22 protein-coding genes are annotated in these 21,475 nt (G+C 75.0%); 9 read left to right on the forward strand and 13 right to left on the reverse strand.

The window, feature by feature from the left end:
- The first annotated feature begins 19 nt into the window (after positions 1–19).
- The 4 genes from BMZ50_RS11815 (at position 20) to BMZ50_RS11830 (ending at position 5,580) form a co-directional block, all read left to right on the forward strand.
- Positions 20–649 carry a DUF3000 domain-containing protein gene (locus tag BMZ50_RS11815; protein ID WP_091324549.1) on the forward strand — a complete coding sequence of 210 codons (630 nt, stop codon included), beginning with the start codon at positions 20–22 and terminating at the stop codon, positions 647–649.
- A 150-nt stretch (positions 650–799) separates the two neighbouring features.
- Positions 800–2,023, forward strand: coding sequence for an HRDC domain-containing protein (locus tag BMZ50_RS11820; RefSeq protein WP_245753607.1), 1,224 nt, complete (start codon positions 800–802; stop codon positions 2,021–2,023).
- Positions 2,024–2,233: 210 nt separating this feature from the next.
- Complete coding sequence (locus BMZ50_RS11825) at positions 2,234–3,436, forward strand: thiolase family protein (RefSeq protein WP_091324555.1); 1,203 nt, start codon at positions 2,234–2,236, stop codon at positions 3,434–3,436.
- Positions 3,433–5,580: a 3-hydroxyacyl-CoA dehydrogenase NAD-binding domain-containing protein gene (locus BMZ50_RS11830; protein WP_091324558.1), complete on the forward strand. Its 2,148-nt coding sequence runs from the start codon at positions 3,433–3,435 to the stop codon at positions 5,578–5,580. Before BMZ50_RS11825 ends, BMZ50_RS11830 begins: the two co-directional genes overlap by 4 nt.
- A gap of 100 nt (positions 5,581–5,680) precedes the next feature.
- On the opposite strand, the gene BMZ50_RS11835 is transcribed toward BMZ50_RS11830, so the two are convergent.
- The 5 genes from BMZ50_RS11835 to BMZ50_RS11855 all read right to left on the reverse strand — a co-directional run bounded on the left by BMZ50_RS11835 (position 5,681) and on the right by BMZ50_RS11855 (position 9,384).
- Positions 5,681–5,965 (reverse strand): thiamine-binding protein, encoded by a 285-nt coding sequence (locus BMZ50_RS11835; RefSeq protein WP_091324560.1) that lies wholly within the window; start codon positions 5,963–5,965, stop codon positions 5,681–5,683.
- Positions 5,962–7,875 (reverse strand): 1-deoxy-D-xylulose-5-phosphate synthase, encoded by a 1,914-nt coding sequence (gene dxs / locus BMZ50_RS11840; protein ID WP_091324562.1) that lies wholly within the window; start codon positions 7,873–7,875, stop codon positions 5,962–5,964. Before dxs ends, BMZ50_RS11835 begins: the two co-directional genes overlap by 4 nt.
- A 115-nt stretch (positions 7,876–7,990) precedes the next feature.
- A complete protein-coding gene (locus BMZ50_RS11845; RefSeq protein ID WP_091324564.1) occupies positions 7,991–8,359 on the reverse strand; it encodes a hypothetical protein in 369 nt (122 codons plus the stop codon).
- Between the two features lie 66 nt (positions 8,360–8,425).
- The gene (locus tag BMZ50_RS11850) at positions 8,426–8,656 is read right to left on the reverse strand and encodes a DUF4177 domain-containing protein (RefSeq protein WP_091324819.1); all 231 of its coding nucleotides are present in this window, start codon (positions 8,654–8,656) and stop codon (positions 8,426–8,428) included.
- A 32-nt stretch (positions 8,657–8,688) separates the two neighbouring features.
- Positions 8,689–9,384: an SGNH/GDSL hydrolase family protein gene (locus tag BMZ50_RS11855; RefSeq protein WP_091324566.1), complete on the reverse strand. Its 696-nt coding sequence runs from the start codon at positions 9,382–9,384 to the stop codon at positions 8,689–8,691.
- A 258-nt stretch (positions 9,385–9,642) separates the two neighbouring features.
- Between BMZ50_RS11855 and BMZ50_RS11860 the strand changes: the two genes are divergently transcribed.
- The gene (locus BMZ50_RS11860; protein ID WP_091324569.1) at positions 9,643–10,578 is read left to right on the forward strand and encodes a peptidoglycan recognition protein family protein; all 936 of its coding nucleotides are present in this window, start codon (positions 9,643–9,645) and stop codon (positions 10,576–10,578) included.
- Positions 10,579–10,612: 34 nt separating this feature from the next.
- On the opposite strand, the gene BMZ50_RS11865 is transcribed toward BMZ50_RS11860, so the two are convergent.
- Entirely contained in the window at positions 10,613–11,860 is a 1,248-nt protein-coding gene (locus tag BMZ50_RS11865) for a class I SAM-dependent RNA methyltransferase (RefSeq protein WP_245753587.1), read from the reverse strand.
- 136 nt (positions 11,861–11,996) lie between these two features.
- Positions 11,997–14,030 carry an APC family permease gene (locus BMZ50_RS11870; RefSeq protein ID WP_091324573.1) on the reverse strand — a complete coding sequence of 678 codons (2,034 nt, stop codon included), beginning with the start codon at positions 14,028–14,030 and terminating at the stop codon, positions 11,997–11,999.
- 162 nt (positions 14,031–14,192) lie between these two features.
- On the opposite strand from BMZ50_RS11870, the gene BMZ50_RS11875 reads away from it, so the two are divergent.
- Complete coding sequence (locus tag BMZ50_RS11875; protein WP_091324576.1) at positions 14,193–14,861, forward strand: potassium channel family protein; 669 nt, start codon at positions 14,193–14,195, stop codon at positions 14,859–14,861.
- A complete protein-coding gene (locus BMZ50_RS11880; protein ID WP_091324578.1) occupies positions 14,861–15,529 on the forward strand; it encodes a potassium channel family protein in 669 nt (222 codons plus the stop codon). Before BMZ50_RS11875 ends, BMZ50_RS11880 begins: the two co-directional genes overlap by 1 nt.
- Positions 15,530–15,538: 9 nt before the next feature.
- Here BMZ50_RS11880 and BMZ50_RS11885 read toward each other — a convergent pair whose 3' ends face one another.
- The 6 genes from BMZ50_RS11885 to BMZ50_RS11910 form a co-directional block, all read right to left on the reverse strand.
- Positions 15,539–16,414 carry a DUF3159 domain-containing protein gene (locus tag BMZ50_RS11885; RefSeq protein ID WP_245753588.1) on the reverse strand — a complete coding sequence of 292 codons (876 nt, stop codon included), beginning with the start codon at positions 16,412–16,414 and terminating at the stop codon, positions 15,539–15,541.
- A complete protein-coding gene (locus tag BMZ50_RS11890; protein WP_091324582.1) occupies positions 16,411–16,788 on the reverse strand; it encodes an OB-fold nucleic acid binding domain-containing protein in 378 nt (125 codons plus the stop codon). Before BMZ50_RS11890 ends, BMZ50_RS11885 begins: the two co-directional genes overlap by 4 nt.
- Positions 16,789–16,930: 142 nt before the next feature.
- Positions 16,931–17,650, reverse strand: a complete 720-nt coding sequence (locus tag BMZ50_RS11895; RefSeq protein ID WP_091324584.1) for a DUF3710 domain-containing protein — start codon at positions 17,648–17,650, stop codon at positions 16,931–16,933.
- Position 17,651: 1 nt separating this feature from the next.
- On the reverse strand, positions 17,652–18,152 hold the full coding sequence (gene dut / locus BMZ50_RS11900) for a dUTP diphosphatase (RefSeq protein ID WP_091324586.1): 501 nt from the start codon (positions 18,150–18,152) through the stop codon (positions 17,652–17,654).
- Positions 18,153–18,189: 37 nt separating this feature from the next.
- Positions 18,190–19,107 (reverse strand): hypothetical protein, encoded by a 918-nt coding sequence (locus tag BMZ50_RS11905; RefSeq protein ID WP_091324587.1) that lies wholly within the window; start codon positions 19,105–19,107, stop codon positions 18,190–18,192.
- A 33-nt stretch (positions 19,108–19,140) separates the two neighbouring features.
- Entirely contained in the window at positions 19,141–19,443 is a 303-nt protein-coding gene (locus tag BMZ50_RS11910) for a DUF4193 domain-containing protein (protein ID WP_091324590.1), read from the reverse strand.
- A 320-nt stretch (positions 19,444–19,763) separates the two neighbouring features.
- On the opposite strand from BMZ50_RS11910, the gene BMZ50_RS11915 reads away from it, so the two are divergent.
- Positions 19,764–20,810 carry a phosphotransferase family protein gene (locus BMZ50_RS11915; RefSeq protein ID WP_091324592.1) on the forward strand — a complete coding sequence of 349 codons (1,047 nt, stop codon included), beginning with the start codon at positions 19,764–19,766 and terminating at the stop codon, positions 20,808–20,810.
- 53 nt (positions 20,811–20,863) lie between these two features.
- The gene (locus tag BMZ50_RS11920) at positions 20,864–21,412 is read left to right on the forward strand and encodes a LytR C-terminal domain-containing protein (RefSeq protein WP_091324595.1); all 549 of its coding nucleotides are present in this window, start codon (positions 20,864–20,866) and stop codon (positions 21,410–21,412) included.
- Positions 21,413–21,475: the final 63 nt, after the last annotated feature.

Genomic DNA, 21,475 nt, shown 5'->3' on the forward strand with positions numbered 1-21,475 from the left:
GGCGACCTACCCTGCCGGGGTGGAGCCTTCCAGCCCGGCCGGCGGCGGGCACGGTCCGGGGAACCCGGCGGGCGGCGACCCCCCCGCCGAGTTCCGCGCTGCCCTCGCCGCGCTGGCCGGCGTGCAGGTCCGGCCGGAGATCGTCCTCGAGCACATCCCCGCGCCGCAGCGGCTGGCGCCCTACGCGCACGCCGTGGGCGCGCTGGTCACCGAGCGGGACGGCGAGGAGGACGTCGAGATCGCCAGCGGGCGGTTCATCGTCCTGCACGACCCGGCCGGTCACGAGGCCTGGGCCGGCACCACCCGGTGCGTCGGCTACCTGTCGGCGGCCACCGACGAGCACCTGGTCGACGACGCGATGTTCTCCGAGGTCGCCTGGAGCTGGCTGACCGACGCCCTGGCCGACGCCGGCGCCGCCCACCACGCGATGGGCGGCACGGTGACCCGCACCGCCTCCACCCGCTTCGGCGAGCTGGCCGGCCCGGAGCACTCGGTGGACGTGGAGATCCGCGCCTCCTGGACGGCGGAGGACACCGCCCTCGACCGCCACCTCGCCGCCTGGCTCGAGGTGCTCGGCAACGCCGCGGGGCTACCGCCGCCCGGCGTCCGGCTCCTGGGTCCCGGACCGGCCGGGAGCGAGACTCTCTAACATCGCAGCGTGGAGGGCACGAGCCCCCCTGCGCCGGACGCTCTTCCTTCCCGGCCTCCAGCGGTCCCCCGCGCCGCGGAGCCAGGCGACCGGCGTGTGCCACGCTGACCAGACGGGCGAGAAGGTGGACGGCAACTGAGCACCGAGCCCATCTCCACGCCGGAGGAGGACACCCCTCCCCCGGCCGTCCCGCTCCTCGCCCCCCGCGACGGGCTGCCCCCGGTCATCGAGACCTCCACGGCCCTGGTCGACTACGCCGCGGCACTGCGCGAGGGCACCGGCCCGGTGGCCGTCGACGCCGAGCGGGCGTCGGGCTACCGCTACGGCCAGCGCGCCTACCTGGTGCAGCTGCGCCGCAACGGCTCGGGCACCGGCCTCATCGACCCGGTTCCCCTCCCCGACCTCTCCGTCGTCCAGGACGCCATCGGCGACACCGAGTGGGTGCTGCACGCGGCCAACCAGGACCTGCCCTGCCTGGCCGAGATCGGCCTGACCCCGGAGCGGATCTTCGACACCGAGCTGGCCGCGCGGCTGGCCGGGCTGCCGCGGGTCGGGCTCGGCGCGGTGGTCGAGTCGCTGCTGGGCTACTCGCTGCAGAAGGGGCACTCGGCCGCCGACTGGAGCACCCGGCCGCTGCCGGAGGAGTGGCTGGTCTACGCCGCCCTCGACGTCGAGGTGCTCGTCGACCTGCGGGACGCGCTGGCCGCGATCCTTCAGGAGCAGGGCAAGACCGAGTGGGCCCGCCAGGAGTTCGAGGCGATCCTCGCCGCCGGGCCGCCGCCGCCCCGCTCCGACCCCTGGCGGCGCACCTCCGGCGTGCACGGGCTGCGCAGCCGCCGGCAGCTGGGCATGCTGCGGTCGCTGTGGCAGGCCCGCGACGAGCTGGCCCGCCGCCGCGACGTCGCCCCGGGGCGGGTGCTGCCCGACGCCGCCCTGGTGTCCGCCGTGCAGGCCGACCCGCGCACGGAGGGGGCGCTGCTGGAGCTGCCGGTGTTCCGCGGCCGGGCCAACCGGAAGCTGGTGGGCACCTGGTTCGGTGCGCTCGCCCGCGGCCGGGAGCTGCCGGAGTCCGAGCTGCCCATGCACAGCCGGTCCGGGGACGGCCCGCCGCCGGTCAACCGCTGGGCCGACCGCGACCCCGCCGCCGCGACCCGGCTGCAGGTGGCCCGCGCCGGGCTGGCCGAGCTGGCGGAGAGGCATACGGTCCCGGTGGAGAACCTGCTCTCGCCCGACCTGGTGCGCCGGCTGATGTGGAGCCCGCCCCAGCCCCGGGACGCCGAGACCGTCGCCGCCGCCCTGCGTGCCGGCGGGGCCCGGGAATGGCAGATCGACCTGACCCGGGAGCTGCTCACCGACGCGGCCAACCGGGCCTGAACGCCGATCCTCGTCCGGTCGGGGCCGGCTCTCCTCCGGTCGAGATCGCGCGATCTCGTACGCGGCGAGGCCCGTGGCCGTGCGAGATCCCGGGATCTCCCCCGAGTTCGCCGGCGACAGCCCGGACGGGTCGCCGCCGCTGTTACCGGCGGGTAACTTGTCGGGTGCCGGGCCCGGACCGGGCCGGCTCCGATCTGTTGCGGAGGTCCCATGTCCCGCTCGCTGCGTGAGGTCGTCTTCGTCGACGGCGTGCGCACCCCCTTCGGCAAGGCCGGCCCGAAGGGCATCTACGCCGAGACCCGCGCCGACGACCTCGTCGTCCGCGTCATCCGCGAACTGCTGCGCCGCAACCCGGCGCTGCCGGCCGAGCGCGTCGACGAGGTGGCCATCGCCGCGACCACCCAGGTCGGCGACCAGGGTCTGACCCTCGGCCGGACCGCCGCTCTGCTGGCCGGACTGCCGAAGTCCGTGCCCGGCTACTCGATCGACCGCATGTGCGCCGGCGCGATGACCGCGGTCACCACGACGGCGTCGGGCATCGCCTTCGGCGCCTACGACGTCGCCATCGCCGGCGGTGTGGAGCACATGGGCCGCCACCCGATGGGCGAGGGCGCCGACCCGAACCCCCGGTTCTTCAGCGAGAAGCTGGTCGACGAGTCCGCGCTGGTCATGGGCGCGACGGCGGAGAACCTGCACGACCGCTTCCCGCACCTCACCAGGGAGCGCGCCGACGCCTTCGCGCTGGCCAGCCAGCAGAAGTACGCCAAGGCCGTCGCCACCGGCCAGATCGGGCCCGAACTGATCACCATGGCCACCCGCTCGGCCGAGCAGGGCTGGGGCGTGGCCACCGGCGACGAGCCGCCGCGGCCGAACACCACCCTCGACGGCCTCGCCACGCTGAAGACGCCGTTCCGGCCGCACGGGAACGTGACCGCCGGCAACGCGGCCGGTCTCAACGACGGCGCCACCGGGTGCCTGCTGGCCGCCGAGGAGGTCGCGCTCGAGCTCGGCCTGAACGTCGGCATGCGGCTGGTCGGCTACGGCTTCGTCGGCGTCGAGCCCGAGGTCATGGGTGTGGGTCCGGTGCCCGCTACCGAGAAGGCGCTGGCCCGCACCGGCCTGTCGATCGAGGACATCGGGCTGTTCGAGCTGAACGAGGCCTTCGCCGTCCAGGTGCTGGCCTTCCTCGACCACTTCGGCATCGCCGACGACGACGAGCGGGTCAACCCGTGGGGCGGCGCCATCGCCGTCGGGCACCCGCTGGCCTCCTCGGGCGTGCGGCTGATGACGCAGCTGTCCCGCCAGTTCGCCGAGCGACCCGACGTCCGGTACGGCCTGACCGCCATGTGCGTGGGCCTGGGCATGGGCGCCACCGTGATCTGGGAGAACCCGAACTGGGAGGGCGACAAGTGACCGCGGTGTTCGAGGACGAGGTCGTCACCACGGCGCTGGTCCGGTACCTGCGGGTGCCCGGCCTGGCCGGTGAGCTGGCGCTGATCACGCTGGACAACGGGCACGACCACACCCGCCCGTCCACCTTCGGGCCGGGCGGGCTGGCCTCGCTGGACGCCGCGCTCGACGAGATCGCGGCCCACTCTCCCGCCCCGGCGGCGATCGCGGTGACCGGCAAGCCGTTCATCTTCGCCGTCGGTGCGGACCTCTCCGGCGTCCCGTCGGTCACCGATGCGGCCGCCGCGCGGGAGATCGCCGAGACCGGGCACCGGGTGTTCCGCCGGCTGAAGGACTCGACGGTCCCGACGTTCGCCTTCGTCAACGGCGCCGCGCTCGGCGGCGGCCTGGAGCTGGCGCTGCACTGCCACTACCGCACCATCGCCACGACGTCCGTGGTCGCCTTCCCCGAGGCGTTCCTCGGCCTGGTGCCCGGCTGGGGCGGCACGCAGCTGCTGCCGAACCTGATCGGCATCGACGCGGCGGTCACCGTGATCGTCGAGAACGCCCTGGCGCAGAACAAGATGACGCCGGGCCCCAAGGCCGCCAAGCTCGGCATCGCCGACGCGGTGTTCGAGCCGGCCGACTTCCTCGAGCGCTCGCTGGAGTGGGCGGCCGGCGTGCTGGGCGGCGACGTCGCCGTGTCGCGTCCCGAGGTGGACCGCGGGGCGTGGGACGCCGCGATCGGCCGGGCGAAGGCCATCGTGGCCGGCCGCACCCGCAACGCCTCTCCCGGCGCCGTGCGGACCGTCGAGCTGCTCGACCTCGCCCGCAACGGGGTCGACGGCGACGCCTCTGCAGGGTCCCGCCGCGAGCTTGCGAGTGGTGGGGAGCAGAGGGGTCCTTTCTCGGTGGGCACCGCGGCGGAGGACGACGCCCTCACCGAGCTGCTTCTCAGCGACCCGCTCCGGGCGAGCCTCTACTCCTTCGACCTGGTCAACAAGCGGGCCAAGCGGCCGGCCGGCGCGCCCGACAAGTCGCTGGCGCGCAAGGTCACCAAGGTCGGCGTCGTGGGCGCGGGCCTGATGGCCAGCCAGCTGGCGATGCTGTTCGTCCGGCGGCTCGAGGTGCCCGTCGTCCTCACCGACATCGACCAGGCGCGCGTGGACAAGGGCGTCGGGTACGTGCACGCCGAGCTGGACAAGCTGGCCGCCCGCGGCCGGCTGTCGCAGGACAAGCTCAACCGGCTCAAGGGCCTGGTCACCGGCTCGCTGTCCAAGGACGTCTTCGCCGACGCCGACCTCGTCATCGAGGCCGTCTTCGAGGAGATGTCGGTCAAGCAGCAGGTGTTCGCCGAGGTCGAGGCGGTGGTGTCCGACACGTGCGTGCTGGCCACCAACACGTCGGCGCTGTCGGTCACCGAGATGGCCAGCAAGCTCGAGCACCCGGAGCGGGTCGTCGGGCTGCACTTCTTCAACCCGGTGGCCGTCCTGCCCCTGCTCGAGGTCGTGCGCGCCGAGCAGACCGATGACGCGTCGCTCGCCACGGCCTTCGCCGTCGGCAAGTCGCTGAAGAAGTCGTGCGTGCTCGTGGCCGACGCCCCGGCGTTCGTGGTCAACCGGCTGCTCACCCGCTTCCTGGGCGAGGTCACCGCGTCGGTGGAGCAGGGGACGCCGGTGGCCGTGGCCGACCGCGCGCTGGACCCGCTGGGCCTGCCGATGACGCCGTTCGAGCTGCTGACGCTCGTCGGCCCCCCGGTGGCGCTGCACGTGGCCGAGCGGATGCACGAGGCCTTCCCCGACCGGTTCCACGTCGGCGAGGGCCTGCGGAAGATGGTCGAGCTCGGCAAGTCCTCGGTGTACTCGGAGCCCGGCGTCGTCGACCCCGACCTCGCGGGCATCGGCTATGGCTCCCCCGCCCACCCAACGCCGCTCACCGAGGAGCAGGTGCGGGAGCGGGCCGAGCGGGCGCTGGCCGAGGAGATCCGGCTGATGCTCGACGAGGGCGTCGTCCAGGCGGTGCAGGACATCGACCTGTGCATGCTCCTGGGTGCCGGCTGGCCGTTCTGGCTGGGCGGCATCTCCGCCTACCTGGACCGCATCGGGGTCTCCGAGGCGGTCACGGGCAAGCGGTTCCTGCCGAAGGGCGTGGCATCGCTCCCCGCCTGACGCACTGACGATGACGGCCCCGCACTCCGGAACAGGAGTGCGGGGCCGTCATCGTCCTCCGGCCGGGGGCAGCGACCGGGGCGTCGGAGGAGCCCGGTGGTCAGCGGAACTTGGAAGTCAGGCTGTCCATGGTGCGGTTCACCGAGGCGACCTTGATGTGCGAGAGCCCGCCGGTCGCGCCCGCCGCGAGCATCGCCTCGTGCGCGGCACGCAGGGTCGCCCACACCTGATCGGCCTCGCCCTCCAGCGTGGTGCCGAGCGCCCCGACCTCGTGGCGCAGCCCCGACGCCTGGATCACCGCGATCGCCGCCTCGACGTACGCGTGCGGGTCCTCCGCGGTCCCGGGCGGCGAGGGCGCCACCTGGATCTCCGCGACGACGTTCACGGGGCGTCCTCCACCGGCTCGGCCACGCCCTCCTCGGCACGCTCGGCGAGCACCGCGGCCCACTCGGTGATCCGCCGGGCGACGTCCTGCTCGGTGAGGCCGGCGTCGGCGAGCACCTGGCCGCGGCTGCCGTGCTCGAGGAACTCCTGTGGCAGGCCCAGCGCCCGCACGGGCACGTCGCAGCCGCGGTCCTGCAGCGCCTGGGTGAGCGTGCTGCCGACCCCGCCGGCGCGGCCGCCGTCCTCGACGGTGACCACCAGCCGGTGCCCGGCGGCCAGCTCCACGAGCTCGGCGGCGACCGGCAGCACCCAGCGCGGGTCGACGACGGCTACCTCGATGCCGTGGTCGGCGGCGCGCTCGGCCGCGGCCAGGCACATCGGCACCATCGACCCGACGGCGACCAGCAGGACGTCGTTGCGCTCGCCCCGGCGCAGGACGTCGACCGGCCCGCGCCGCTCGAGCGCGGGGATGTCCACCGGCGGGGCGCCCTTCGGGAAGCGGACGACGGTCGGCCCGTCGGTGACCGCCACCGCCTCACGCAGCGCCTCCCGCAGCGTGGGCTCGTCGCGCGGCGCGGCCAGCCGCAGGCCGGGGACGACGGAGAGGATCGACATGTCCCACACGCCGTTGTGCGAGGCACCGTCGGTGCCGGTCACCCCGGCCCGGTCGAGGACGACGGTCACCGGCTGGCGGTGCAGCGCGACGTCCATGAGCAGCTGGTCGAAGGCCCGGTTGAGGAAGGTCGAGTAGACGGCGACGACCGGGTGCAGCCCGCCCATCGCCAGGCCGGCGGCCGAGGTCAGCGCGTGCTGCTCGGCGATGCCGACGTCGAAGGTGCGCTCGGGGAAGCGCTCGGCGAAGGGCGCCAGGCCGGTCGGGTGCAGCATGGCCGCGGTGATCGCGACGACGTCGGAGCGCTCGGACCCGATCCGCACCAGCTCGTCGGAGAAGGCGGTCGTCCAGTCCCGGGTGGCGGCGGGGCTGGCCCCGCTGTCGGGGTCGAACACCCCGGTGGCGTGCCAGGCGTCGACCTGGTCGGTCTCCGCCGGCGGGTACCCGAAGCCCTTGGTGGTGACCGCGTGGACGAGCACCGGCCCGCCGAACGAGCGCGCCCGGCGCAGCGCGGACTCCATGGCCCGGGCGTCGTGCCCGTCGACCGGGCCGACGTACTTCAGGCCGAGGTCCTCGAACATGCCCTGCGGGGAGAGGACGTCCTTGAGGCCCTTCTTGATCGCGTGCAGCGCGTCGTAGAGCGCCGAACCGACCACCGGCGCCCGGTGCAGCGCCTGCCGGACGGCGTCCAGCACCTGCTCGTACCCCGGGCGCAGGCGCAGGGTGGCCAGCGCGTCGGCGACCCCGCCGATCGTCGGCGAGTACGAGCGGCCGTTGTCGTTGACCACGATGACGACCGGGCGGTCCTGGGCGGCGGCGATGTTGTTCAGCGCCTCCCAGGCCATGCCGCCGGTGAGCGCGCCGTCGCCGATGACGGCGACCACCGGGCGCTTCCCCCCGCGGATCGCGAGGGCCTTGGCCAGCCCGTCGGCGTAGGACAGCGAGGTGGAGGCGTGGCTGTTCTCGACCCAGTCGTGCTCGCTCTCCGCCCGGCTCGGGTAGCCGGAGAGGCCGCCGCGCTGGCGCAGCCGCTCGAAGCCCTCGACCCGGCCGGTGAGCATCTTGTGCACGTAGCTCTGGTGGCCGGTGTCGAAGATGATCGGCTCGCGCGGGGAGTCGAAGACGCGGTGCAGCGCGATGGTCAGCTCGACCGCACCGAGGTTGGGGCCCAGGTGCCCCCCGGTGCGGGCGACGCTGGTGACCAGGACGTCGCGGATCTCTGCGGCCAGCGTCGGCAGCTGGTCGGCCGGCAGCGCACGGAGGTCGGCGGGCGTGCGGAGCGTTCGCAGGAGCGACACGAGGGGGTGCGGTCCTCTCAGAGGGCGACGGGTGCACGGCAACGCGGTCGGCCGCCGATCAACTGTAACTGCGCCTACCCGGCTCTTCCGGTCGAGCAACGGCTGTGGATGCAGCTCACAACCGGGGTACCCAGCGCTCGCCGCGCAGCGCCCCGGCCACCGCCTCGACCCCGCGGGCGGCGGCGGCCAGCCGGGCGCCCTCGCGCTCGTAGGCGGTGATCGCGGCCTCCATCGCGTCGGCCGGCAGCTCGTCGGCGAGGTCGACGCGGACCGTCCGCCAGCCCGCCCGCGCGGCCTCGAGCCCGGCGCTCACGTGGTCCCGGGCGAAGCGGGCGAGCAGCACCGGGTAGCGGCGCAGTACCTCGTGCGCGCGGTAGTCCGGCGGGACGAGGTCGAACAGCCAGGCGACGGCGGACAGCTCCCAGTCCGGCGCCCCGGGCGGGCGCACGGCATCCGGCCAGGCCGGCGGCAGAGTCGGGTCCACCGCGCCAGTCTGCCGCACGTGTCGAACATCCGTTCGACGAGGCGCGCAGGGACGGCGGCAGCTACCTCATGCCGAGCTCGGGCGCTTGAGCCAGAACTGCTCGAACCCCCAGGTGCCGGCACCGCTGGAGTGGTAGCTGACCAGCTCCCACCCCTCGCTGCCGAGCCGGTTGAGCACCGAGCTGGTGTCGCCGCTCTGGCGCTCCAGGGTTCCTCCGGGGAGCTTGACGCTCACCCCCGCGCGCTGCGACTCCGCATCGTTGGCCGTGATGACCGAGGCGTACTCCCAGGTGGTCACGGTGAGCAACGGTAGCTCGTCCCCACAAGGGCTCAGCGCGCGACCAGCAGCGGGGCCAGCCGGTCGGCGATCAGCGCGTGCCCTCGGTCGTTGGGGTGGATCGGGTCGGCCCACACGCCGGGGTCGTCCGGATCGGTCCAGTTCTCCGCCGCGGGATCGACGAACGGCAGCCCGACCCGCTCCGCCGCTGCCGCGACCTCCCGGTTGACCCAGTCGATCGTCGCGTCCGGCGTCCCGGGGTTGTACGAGGCGCCCACGACGAGAATCCGGGCGGTCACCGGCGCCTCGGCCCGCAGCCGGGTGAGGGTGTCCGCCGCCGCCGACCGCAGCGCCGCGGCGGTGCTGCGGCGCTCGTTGAGGCTGCCCTGGACGACGATCACATCCGCGCCCGAGCCGGCGGCGGCAGCCACGCGATCGGCGTAGGTGCTGTCGTTCGGCCCGGGGACGCTGTACCCGCTGCCCCCGATCCCGAAGTGGAGGTAGCCCCAGCCCAGCCGCTCCGCGGTCAGCGGGGCGTAACCGCGCCCGGCCGTCGCCCCGGCGCCCCGGGTCCAGGAGTCCCCGAGGAAGGCGACCAGCGGCCGCCCCTCGACGACCGCGCCACCGCCCGACCGGTCGGCGCGGGCCGCGTCGCGCACGGACGCCCAGACCAGCGCGGCGAGGGCGACGGCGACCAGCGCACCCGCGGTGAGGAGGAGCCGCACGGAACGGCGGCGCGGGGCGGGCACGCGCGCACCCTAGGGGCGGTTCGGGCTCCGACCCGGCACCGCGGGCCGCGGCGGGCCCCTCCGGCCACTCGGATCCCGGGAGCCACGTCGCACGGTCCAGAGGTCGCACCGTCCTGATGCAGAACTCCGGCGGCTCGTTTACCGTGAGGGCGTTCCCGACCTCACCGTCTCCTTCCCCGTCGGACTGGGGGGAACTGCCGTGACCTGCACCCTGCCGTCGGCCACCGCGCCGCACCGGAGCGCCGAGGACGCGCACTGATGGCGCGCGACCCCGGTTCGACGTGGCGGCCCCTGCCCGAGGCCGGCCCGCCGGACGGGCACGCCAAGACGCAGATGATCTACCACTCCACGGGATCACTGGCCCCGGCCTCGGCCATCGGGAACTACTTCGCCCAGGAGAACGTGGCCGTGGAGTCGACGTTCATCGTCGGTTGGGGGCCGCACGACCCGACGCTGCAGATCATGGACTCCACCGACCGCGCGGACGCCAACGGCAGCGCCAACCAGCGGGCGATCTCCGTCGAGGTCGTCGGGGACGGCATCGGCCCGTACAACGAGTGGCAGATCGCGGAGTGCGTCCGCCTCGGCCGGTGGGCGCGGCGGGAGCACGCCATCCCGCCGCGCGTCATCCCGAGCGAGCCGGCGGGCGGGTTCGGCTGGCACGTCATGTTCGGCGCCCCCGGCCCCTGGACGTCGGTGCGCGGCAAGATCTGCCCGGGACCCCGGCGCATCCAGCAGCTCCAGGACACCGTGTTCCCGGCCGTCTTCGCCGGAACCCCCGCCCCCGAGGAGGACGACTTGACCCCCCAGCAGGCCGCACAGCTGGATTTCGTGTTCAAGCGGATCGCGGGCCGCGACGTGCAGCGCTGGATCAAGGGCGGCCCCGAGCTGGGCGGCTTCGTGGTCCTCGACCAGTGGGAGGACGGCGCCTGGCCGGCCCGCTCCGCCGACGTCGGCGACGTCATCGGCATCCTGCGCACCGTGCAGAGCGGCGACCAGCGCGTGCTCGCCGAGATCTCCTCGGCGTTCCACCAGGAGGCCGACCGGGACGCGGCGAACATGGCCTCGCTGACCACGCAGCTCGCGGCCATCGGCAACGGCGACCCCGCGATCCTCGCCAAGGCTCTCCGGGAAGCGCTCGGCCCCGAGCTCGCCGCCGAGGTCGCCGCCCGACTCGATCCCACGACGTCCTGACAGCCGGCTCCGGGGCCGATCGGGGCTCAGACGGTCAGGACGAGTCCCTGACCAGCAGCGCCACGCACTCCACGTGCGCGGTCATCGGGAAGGCGTCGAAGCCGCGGAGCGCGGCGAGCCGGTAGCCGGCCCCGGCGAAGGCGGCGACGTCGCGGGCCAGCGACGCCGGGTCGCAGGCGACGTAGACGACCGCGCGGGCCCCGGTGCCGGCCAGCACCCGGCTGACCGCGGCACCGGCGCCGGCCCGGGGCGGGTCCAGGACGACGACGTCGGGCGCGCCGTCGAGCTCGTCGAGCAGGCCGGCCAGCCCCTCGGCGTCCACCTCGCCCTGCCACACCTCGGCCTGCGGCAGATCCGCCAGGTTGGCCTCGGCCGCGGCACAGCCCGCGGGATCGGCCTCGACGCACAGCACCCGGCCGGTCGGCCCGGCCGCGGGGGCGAGCGCGCCGCCGAAGAGACCGGCGCCGGCGTAGAGGTCCAGCACCGTCTCCCCCGGCCGGACGGCGGCGAACGCGGTGACGGCGTCGACGAGGGCGTCGGCGGCCGCCGGGTGCACCTGCCAGAACCCGGTGCCCTCGACCTCCCAGTCCCGCCCGCCGGCGTGCCGCTCGGCCCGCGCCGAGGGCTCCTCGGGCAGGTCGCCCCCCGGGCGGAGCACCCGGCTCGACGTCGGCCGACCGCGCCTGTCCAGACGCGTGGTGGTGACCGCCCCGGTCGAGTCGACCGACACGTCGACCGCTCCGGCGCCGGGCCAGCGGCGGCCGAGCACCGCCTGCGCGGCCGGCTCGACGGTGATCAGGCAGTCCTCGAGCGGCACGACCTCGTGCGAGCGGTACCGGCGCAGGCCGGGCGTCCCGGACCGGTCGACGGCGAACCGGGCGCGGGAGCGCCAGCGCAGCGGCCCGCCGGGCAGCTCCTCCACGGCCAGGTCCCGGACGACGGGGTCCGCGGCGGCCAGCCCGGCGAGCCGGACCAGCTGCTCGCGGACCACCTCGGCCTTCAGCCGGCGCTGCTCGGCGGGATCCGCGTGCTGCCAGTCGCAGCCGCCGCACCGGCCCGGCCCGCTGTACGGGCAGGGCCGCGGCACCCGCGCCGGCGAGGCGTCGAGCACCTGCACGGCGTCGGCCCGGCAGAAGCCGGGCTGACGGTCCTCGGTGACCCGGACGACCACCCGCTCCCCCGGCAGCGTGTGCCGCACGAACACCACCCGGCCCTCGTGCCGGGCCACGCAGTGCCCCCCGTGGGCGACCGGCCCGACGGTGACCTCGAACTCGCGCCCCACCCAGCCGCCGCCGCGCGCGGCCCCGTCCCGGGTCCGGCCCCGCTGCAGGGCCCCGCCGCGAGCCTGCGAGCGGTGGGGGGCAGCGGGGTCCTTCTCCGAGCGGTGGGGTGGACGGGGTCCTTCTCGGGGTCCCTTTTCAGCCATAGGGCGTCGCCTCGGGCTCGTCGGCCAGGCCGCGCCGCAGGTCACCGGGCGCCGGGCCGTTGCCGTTCTCGTCCCGGCCGACCGAGCTCTCCAGCTGCCACGGCACCGTCGTGATCATCACGCCGGGCTGGAACTGCAGGCGGGCCCGCAGCCGCAGCGCGCTCTGGTTGTGCAGCAGGTTCTCCCACCGGTGCCCGACCACGTACTGCGGCACGAAGACCACGACCAGCTCGCGCGGGCTGTGCCGGCGGACGCTCTTGACGAAGTCGAGCACCGGCCGGGTGATCTCGCGGTAGGGGGACTCGATCACCGTCAGCGGCACCGGGATGTCGTAGCGGTCCCACTGGGCCTGCAGCTCCCGGGTCTCCTCGTCGTCGACGTTGACCGTCAGGGCGGTCAGCGCGTCCGGGCGGGTGGCCCGCGCGAAGGCCAGCGCCCGCAGCGTGGGCTTGTGCACCTTGGAGACCAGCACGATCGCGTGCACCTTGCTGGGCAGCATCCGGGAGTCGGTGTCGGGCACCAGCTGCCCGGCGACGTTCGAGTAGTGCCGGTTGATGGCCTTCATCAGCACGATCAGCAGCGGCATCGCCACCAGCACCAGCCAGGCGCCGTGGGTGAACTTGGTCAGCACGATGATCACCAGGACGACGGTGGTCAGGCTGCCGCCGACCGCGTTGATCAGCTGCGATCGCCGCATCCGCCCCCGCTCGGCCGGGTCCTCCTGGGAGCGCAGCTCCCGGTTCCAGTGCCGGACCATGCCCCACTGGCCGATGGAGAAGCTGGTGAAGACGCCGACGATGTACATCTGGATCAGCCGGTTGACGTCGGCCTCGAAGCCGACGAGCAGCAGCCCGGCGAAGCCGGCCAGCAGGAGGATCCCGTTGCTGTAGACGAGCTTGTCGCCGCGGGTGTGCAGCTGACGCGGCATGTACCGGTCCTGCGCGAGCACCGAGCCCAGCAGCGGGAAGCCGTTGAAGGCGGTGTTCGCGGCCAGGATCAGCACCAGGGCCGTGGCGGCCTGGATGTAGAAGAAGCCCACCGAGGTGTCGCCGCCGAAGGTCGCCGCGGCGATCTGGGCGATGACCGTCCGCTGCGGTTCGGTCTCGCAGTCGCCGGCGAAGCCGCCGATGTCGCAGGTGTTCTCCACGTACTTGACGTCGGCCAGCAGGGCCACCGCGGTGACGCCGGCGAACATGGTCGCGGCGATGCCCCCCATCAGCGCCAGGGTGGTGGCGGCGTTGCGGCTCTTCGGCGGCCTGAACGCGGGGACGCCGTTGGCGATCGCCTCCACGCCGGTCAGCGCGGTGCAGCCGGAGGCGAAGGCGCGCAGCACGAAGAACAGCAGCGCGAGGCCGGTGAACTGCTCGAAGCCGGGCTCCGGGGTGACGGTGTAGCCGGCGCTCTCGGCGACCACCGGGGAGTCGGTGAAGAAGTCCCGCACCAGGGCGGTGCCGATCATCACCAGGATGCCGGAGATGAACAGGTAGGTCGGGGCGGCGAAGGTGCGGCCCGACTCGCGCAGGCCGCGCAGGTTCGCCGCGGCCAGCAGGGCGACCAGGGCCAGCGCGATGGGCACGCGGTGCTGGTTGAGCGACGGGAGGGCCGAGATGATGTTGTCGGTGCCGGCCGCGACGGAGACGGCCACGGTGAGGACGTAGTCGACGAGCAGGGCGCTGGCGACGGTGAGGCCGGCGAACTGGCCGTGGTTCTTGACCGCGACCTCGTAGTCGCCGCCGCCGGAGGGGTAGGCCCTCACCACCTGGCGGTAGGAGAGCACCACCGTGCCCAGCAGCAGGACGACGGCGACCGCCAGCCACGGCGCGAGGAAGAGGAACGCGGTGCCGGCCAGCGTCAGCACGAGGAGGATCTCCTGCGTGGCGTAGGCCACCGAGGAGAGCGGGTCGCTGGCGAAGATGGGCAGCGCCAGGCGCTTGGGCAGCAACGACTCGCCCAGCCGGTCGCTGCGCACGGCCCGGCCGAGAATCAGCCGCTTGGGGAGTTGTCCGAGGTCGGACAGGATTGGCACGGCGGCGATGGTACGGACGCCGGAGCCCTCGCCGCCGCCCCCGCGCGGAGTGATGTGCGGCGCTGCGGACGCCGGGCGGTGCCGCGGGCGGGTGTAGCTTCGCGGCCGGACAGCGCGGGCGGACGGCGCCGGCGCACCGCAACGTGAGCGGGGAGTCATCCAGTGCACGTGGTCGTGATGGGCTGCGGCCGCGTCGGTTCGGCCATCGCCCGCCGGCTCGAGGAGATCGGCCACAGCGTGGCCGTCATCGACCAGGACCCCGAGGCCTTCCGCCGGCTGGGCCCGGACTTCGCCGGCCGCCAGGTCACCGGCCTCGGGTTCGACCGGCAGACGCTGCTGGACGCCGGCATCGACTCCGCCGGGGCCTTCGCCGCGGTGAGCAGCGGCGACAACTCCAACATCATCAGCGCCCGGGTGGCCCGCGAGACCTTCGGCGTCCAGCACGTGGTGGCCCGGATCTACGACTCCAAGCGCGCCGAGGTCTACGAGCGGATGGGCATCCCGAGCGTGGCCACCGTCCCCTGGACGGTGAACCGGCTGATGCGCGAGCTGCTGTCGGTGAAGGTCAGCGAGCTGTGGCGGGAGCCCACCGGGCAGGTGGTGCTCATCCGCGTGACCCCCACGGAGCGCTGGGTGGGCCACCGGCTCTCCGAGCTGGAGGCCGCCTCCGGCGCCCGCGCCGCCTGGCTGGTCCGGTACGGCGAAGCGCAGCTGCCCACCGCGACGACGGTCCTGCAGGACGGTGACCAGGTGGCCGTCGCGGTCACCGACGAGATCACCCCGCGCCTGTACGAGGTGCTCGAGCACGGCCCCGAGCGGAGGGACTCCTGATGCGCGTCGCCATCGTGGGCGCCGGCGCCGTCGGCCGGTCGATCGCGGGTGAGCTGCTGTCCAACGGCCACTCCGTGATGCTCATCGAGAAGGACGGGCGCAAGGTGCGCACCCGCTCGGTGCCCGGCGCCGAGTGGGTGCAGGCCGATGCCTGCGAGGTCTCCTCGCTGGAGGAGGCGCAGCTGGCCACCTGCGACGTCGTCGTGGCGGCCACCGGTGACGACAAGGCCAACCTCGTCGTCTCCCTGCTGGCCAAGACCGAGTTCGCGGTGAACCGGGTGGTCGCCCGGGTCAAGGACCCCCGCAACGAGTGGCTCTACACCGAGGCCTGGGGCGTCGACGTCGCGGTCTCCACGCCGCGGGTGCTGGCCGCCCTGGTCGAGGAGGCGGTGACCGTCGGGGACGTCGTCCGGCTGATGAGCTTCCGCAAGGGCGCGGCCAACCTGGTGGAGATCACCCTCTCCGAGGACACCCCCTGGGTGGGCAAGCCGCTGCGTGAGGTGCCGCTCCCCCGCGAGACGGTGCTCACCGCGATCCTGCGCGGCGACCGGGTGATCACGCCCTCGCCCGACGAGCCGCTCGAGGCCGGCGACGAGCTGCTGTTCGTCACCCACGCCGACGTCGAGGAGCAGCTGCAGCATGTGCTCTCCCCCACGCACCCGGGCTGAGTCCGCAGCTCAGGCGGCGGGCCGGTCCTCCTGGCCGGGGTCCGGCCCCCGGCCGGCTCCGGCCGGCTCGGTGCGGTGCCGGTGCAGCCGCGCGACCACCCAGAGGCTCAGCAGGACCGCGGCCGCGGTGACCGGCAGGCCGAGCGCGAGGGACGCGGTGCCCAGCCACTCCACCTCGTTGCGCCAGTACAGGAAGCCCTGCACCGCCGCGCGCAGCACGAAGATCGCCGCCCAGAGCACGGTCAGCCAGGAGTAGGCCCGCAGCATCCGCGGGTCCTCGCGCCAGTGCCGGGCGGCGACCGGGTCCGGCGGGCGGACGCCGGTCTCCGGGTCCGGCGGTGGACGGTGGTGCAGGGTGGCGCGGGCCCGGTCGATCCTGCGGCGCAGCAGGGGCAGCGAGTGGGCGGCCATGGCCCCCAGGTGGCTGGGCGCGAGGAACTCGGCGATCACCCCGACCAGCGGCCGGCGCACCGCCACGGAGCCCAGCAGCACCAGGCCGACGGCGGCGTTGCGCACGATGCCCAGCACGAAGAAGTCGCGGGCCTGACCGGAGGCGGCGGCGATCGCGACCGCGATCGCGACCCCGAACAGGCCGCTGAAGGCCTGCTGCACGCTCTCCCGGCGGACCAGCCGCAGCCCGAAGACCAGGACGGCGGTGCCGAGCGCGGCCCAGATGCCGGTCCGCAACCCGTCCAGGGAGTTGGCGACGATGAAGGCGACGGTGGGCAGCGAGGCGTCGATCATGCCCCGCCAGCCGCCGAGGGACTCCAGCACCAGGTGCCGGTCGAAGACCGGGGTGCGCTCGCCGGCCTCGGCCCCCTCGGCCACCGGTTCCCGGCGCACCGGCTCCTCGGGCCGGGGCTCGCCGGAGGGTGCAGCCGTCACCCGGCGCTCAGCTCGTACCGCGGGTTGTAGATGACCTTGCGGCTGTCGAACGCGGCGAACCGCCCCCGGGCGGTGAGCGTGCGCCCGGGCTCGATGCCGGGGATCCGCCGCCGCCCGAGCCAGACGAGGGTGACCGAGCCGGAGCCGTCGAACAGCTCGGCCTCGAGGGTCGGCACAGTCTCCCGCGGGGTGTAGACCACCGACTTGAGCCGGCCGGTGACCGTGACCACCTCACCCTTGCGGCAGGCGCTCACCGGCTCGCACCCGGCGCTGACCGCACCCTCCCGCAGCCGTTCGGCGTCGATGGTGTGGTCGTCGGCGGTGAGGCGCTGCAGCGTCCGCGCGAACCAGCCGCCCGCACGAGTCTCTGTCACGGATAGAGGGTAGATCCGGCGAGCCCGCAGGCGGCACGCCGGCACGGCCAGTCGCGCACCACCGGCACCGACCCGGCGAAGGCGGGCGGCGTCAGCTCCAGGAACTGGTCGGGGCGCGACCCGTACGCGGTGGTGCGGGGCCTCACGCGGGTCCGGGCGCGGGCGGGCCGCCGGCGGCCCGCTTCCGGGCGGCCTGCTGGGCGGCGACCTGGGCCGCGGCCTGCGGGGGCAGGGTCAGCGGCAGCTGCTCCCGGACCGGCATGGGGTCGGCGCCGCGGACGACGACGATCTGCCGGAACGCCTCCTCCAGCTGTGCCGCCGCCTCCGGGCTCTCGGCGGCCGGGCCGCTGATCATGCCGCGCAGGAACCAGCGCGGGCCGTCGACACCGAGGAAGCGCGCCGCGCGGCGGACCGGCTGGGCCGGCGCGGTCTGGCCGGGCTGCGGCGGCGGCGCGGCCAGCACGTGCCCGGCCAGCTCGGGCCCGAACGGCCCGTCGACCTCACGCAGCGCGCCGCCCTGGCCCGCGGCGCTGCGGGCGAGGTCCTCGCGGACGGAGTCCCAGATCCCGGCGGCGCGGGGGGCGGCGAAGGCCGACACCTGCAGCAGCGAGTCCCCGGCCCGCAGGGTCGCCCCGACCACCTTCTGCTGGGCGTTGACGTCGACCCGCAGCTCCGTGCCCGGCACCGCGGGCAGCCGGAGCGAGCCGAGATCGACGCGCGCGATGCGGTCCTCGGGCGCGTCGGCCTCGTCCCAGGGGCCGGTGGTATCCGCCTCCTCGCGCGGCCGGTGCTGCGGCTCCGGGGGGACGCCGCGCTCGCGGAGGCTGCGGTCGATGCGGTTGCGTCGCCGTCCGAACGGCATGTCAGGTGAGTCCCTTCGACTGTGCGGTGGCGTGGCCACCCGTGGAGCCGTGCCCGCCGGTGCCCCGCAGGCTCTCCGGCAGCTCCTCGACCGGAACGAACCGGGCCCGGACGACCGGCTGCACGACCAGCTGTGCGACCCGGTCACCGCGCCGCAGCACGAGCGGCGTCGTGGGGTCCAGGTTCACCAGGTTCACCTTGATCTCGCCCCGGTAGCCCGCGTCGATCGTGCCCGGCGCGTTGACCAGGGTCAGGCCCAGGCGGTGGGCGAGTCCCGAGCGGGGGTGCACGAACCCGGCGTAGCCCTCCGGGATCGCTACCGCCACCCCGGTGCCCACGAGGGCCCGCTGGAGGGGGGCGAGCTCGAGGTCCTCGGCGATGGCGAGGTCCGCGCCGGCGTCGCCGGGAAGGGCGTAGCCGGGGACGGCGTCCTCGGGCGAGCTCAACCGCACCGGCACCTCGACCTCGGGAAGGAGTGGCTCGGGAAGGGGGACGGCGGACACGACGGCGACCCTAGTGCCGTCGCGGCGCCCGGCGCCGTCAGGCCCGGGAGGCCCGCAGGGCGGAGCGCACCCGGCCGGCCAGCACCTCGGTGGCCCGGCGGTTGGCGCGCCCACCCAGCGCCGCGCCGATCAGGAACGGGGCGGCGGCCGGGACGGTCCGGGCCAGCCGCCGGGTCAGCCGCCGGCGCAGCGCCCGCAGCCCGGCCGCACCGAGCCCGTCGGCGAGGCCGGTCAGCAGCACGCCGTCCACGGGGCGCTGGGCCGACCAGCTCGCCAGGTAGGCCGTCGCCCGCGCCCGGGCGTCGCCGGGGGCAGGCCGCCCGGAGAGCTCGTGCAGCTCACCGAGGAGCACCACCTCCACCGCGGCGACGAGCACCGTCTCGGCGCCGAGTTCCAGCGGCAGCACCAGGAGGGAGGCGGGTGCGAGCCAGGAGGCCGCGGTGAGCCCGCCCGTGGCGGCGCCGATGCCGGCGGTGAGCCGGGCGGCCCGGGCGACGAGCACGTCGGCGATCTCGTCGTCGCTCAGCCCCGGGTGGGTGGTGCGCAGCCGGGCGCGGTCCCGGATCGGCAGTCGCGGCACCGCGGCGGCCAGCACGTCGCCCAGGACCGCTCCCGGGGCCCACCCCTCCTCGGGGCCGGGCGGCGCGGCGTCGGGGGTCGCCTCCCCCGCGGCCGGCCGCCGGCGCGGTCCGGCCACCGCCCGGACCGCCGCGACGACGTCGCGCAGGGTCGACGCGACCGGCCGGCGGCTCTCCTGCGCGGCGCCGCCGGCCGGCGCGGCTGCGCCGGAACCGTCCACGAGACCGGAGACGGCATCGGCGAGCAGCCGCCCGGCACGGCCGAGGGGGCTCTCCTCGGCCACGTCGACCGGGCGCCCCCCGCGCCCGGTCGGCCCGATCGGGCGCGGCGGCGGGACGTCCCGCACCGCGCCGGTGCGCTCACGGCGTTCGGTCATGAGCCCTCCCCTGCGACCGGCCGGCCGCCGGTCTCAGGCGGCGCAGTCGCGGCAGTACAGCTGGTCGCCCTTGGTCGCGGCCAGGCGGCTGCGGTGCTGCACGAGGAAGCAGCGGGAACAGGTGAACTCGTCCTCCTGCTTGGGCAGGACGCGGACGGTCAGCTCCTCGTTGGACAGGTCGGCGCCGGGCAGCTCGAGGTTCTCGTTGAAGTCGGTCTCGTCGACGTCGACCGACGCGGACTGGGCCTCGGCCCGCCGCGCCTTCAGCTCCTCGAGCGAATCCTCGCCCAGCTCGTCCGCCTCGTTGCGGCGCGGGGCGTCGTAGTCGGTGGCCATGGGGTGTGCCCCTCCTCCGGGGTTCTCGCGGGCGTTCAGCGCCCGCTGCGTCTGTCTGGTGGCACCGGAGCGCCACCGTGCTGGCCGGTCGTGGGGCGACCGGTGGTCGGGAGACCGGAGCCCCAGGCTTGGGCTCCGGCCGGTGCTGCAGTCCGCGCGCCCGATCCACCGTGGGACGGCGGGGCTTCGGTGGCTCTGGACGTGGCCAGCCCCCCCAACGTCACGCGGTGCCCGTTTGTGCCCGGTCCGCCGAGGTATCCACACATCGGAACGGATTCGGGCCAAACCAGCTGCGGAGCGCCAGAGGTTACCCTGCGCCCGTGTCGACTCCCGCGGGTGCCGATCCCGCCGTCGTGGGCCCCTATCTGGCCGCCGTCCTGAACGACGAGCGCTGGCGTTCGCCGCGCCTCGAGCTGATCGCCGCCGGGATGTCGAACCTCACCTACGTGGTGACCCCCGACGGCGGCGCCCCCGAGGACGCGGTGATCCTCCGGCGCCCGCCGACCGGGGCGGTGCTGGCCACCGCGCACGACATGGCCCGGGAGCACCGGGTCATCACCGCGCTGGGGCCGACGCCGGTCCCCGTCCCGCGGACGCTGCACCTGTGCACCGACGAGTCGGTGCTCGGCGCCCCGTTCTACGTCATGGAGCGGGTGATCGGGCTGCACGTGGTCGACGAGCTCCCGCCCGGCTACGCCGACGAGCCCGCCCGGCGCCGGGAGCTCGCAGAGGGCCTCATCGACGTGCTGGCCGACCTCCACTCGGTCGACCACGCGGCCGTGGGCCTGGGCGATTTCGGCCGGCCGGAGGGGTTCATGGCCCGGCAGGTCCGCCGCTGGACCACCCAGTGGGAGGCGACCCGCGACCGCGACCGGCCCGACCTGGACGCGCTGGCCGCCCGGCTGGCCGAGACGGTGCCCGCGACGCAGCGCACCGGGATCGTCCACGGCGACTACCGGCTGGACAACTGCCTGCTCGACCCGCAGACACCCGGGCGCATCCGCGCGGTGCTGGACTGGGAGATGTCCACCCTCGGCGACCCGCTCGCCGACCTCGGCATGCTGTTCGTCTACTGGCCCCAGGCCGGCGAGGACCGCCCGGTGGCGCTGAGCCCGGTCACCACGCTGCCCGGTTTCCCGACCCGGCTGCAGCTCGCCGAGCGCTACGCCACCCGCAGCGGGCTCGACCTGGCCGACCTGGCCTGGTACGTCGCCTTCGCGTACTTCAAATTCGCCGCGATCGTCGCCGGGATCGTCGCCCGGTCGGCCGCCGGGGCGATGGCCGGCAAGGACACCTCCGGTTTCGCGGAGCGCATCGACCCCTGCATCCGGCTGGGACGCGCCGCTCTGGACGACGGTGCCCTCTAGCCCCTGGGGGCGGATCTAGACTCCGGCCGACCGTCAGCGAGCGAGGAGAGCCCGTGAGTGCGCCGCCGACCGACCGTCCCGCGGTGCGCCCCCGCAGTGGCCGGCGTCCGATCCCGCCGCTGATCTTCCTGCTCGTGCTGGCGCTGGCCGCCCTGACCGTGTGGTGGAGCGTGCTGCAGGACGAGCAGGAGCGCGACGCGCAGCAGGCCGCCGCGTGCACCTCCGCGGCCGCGGCACCGCCCTCGCTCGACCCGGGCACGCTGTCGGTGCGGGTGTTCAACGCCACCGACCAGGGCGGGCTGGCCCAGAGCGTCGCGGCGGAGCTGCAGGGGCGCGGCTTCGTCGTCGAGGAGATCGCCAACGACCCGACCTCGCGCGAGGTCACCGGGGTCGGCGAGATCCGGCACGGACCGCGCGGCAACGACGCCGCCGCCTTCCTGGGCCTCTTCCTCCGCGGCGCCGGCGACTACCTCGACACCCGCGCCACCGCGGTGGTCGACCTCGTCCTCGGCCCGGAGTTCGTCTTCCCCGACAGCCTCACCAGCCCCGAGGACGTCGCCGCCGCGCTGCGCAGCGTCTCCAGCGCCTCGGCGGCCTGCTGAGAAGGCGCCCCCTCCTGGGTCCCCTCGCAGGCCCGGGGACGGCCTGCGAGGGGCCATCCGTCG

The sequence above is a fragment of the Geodermatophilus ruber genome (assembly GCF_900114385.1).
In the GTDB taxonomy this organism is placed as follows: domain Bacteria; phylum Actinomycetota; class Actinomycetes; order Mycobacteriales; family Geodermatophilaceae; genus Geodermatophilus; species Geodermatophilus ruber.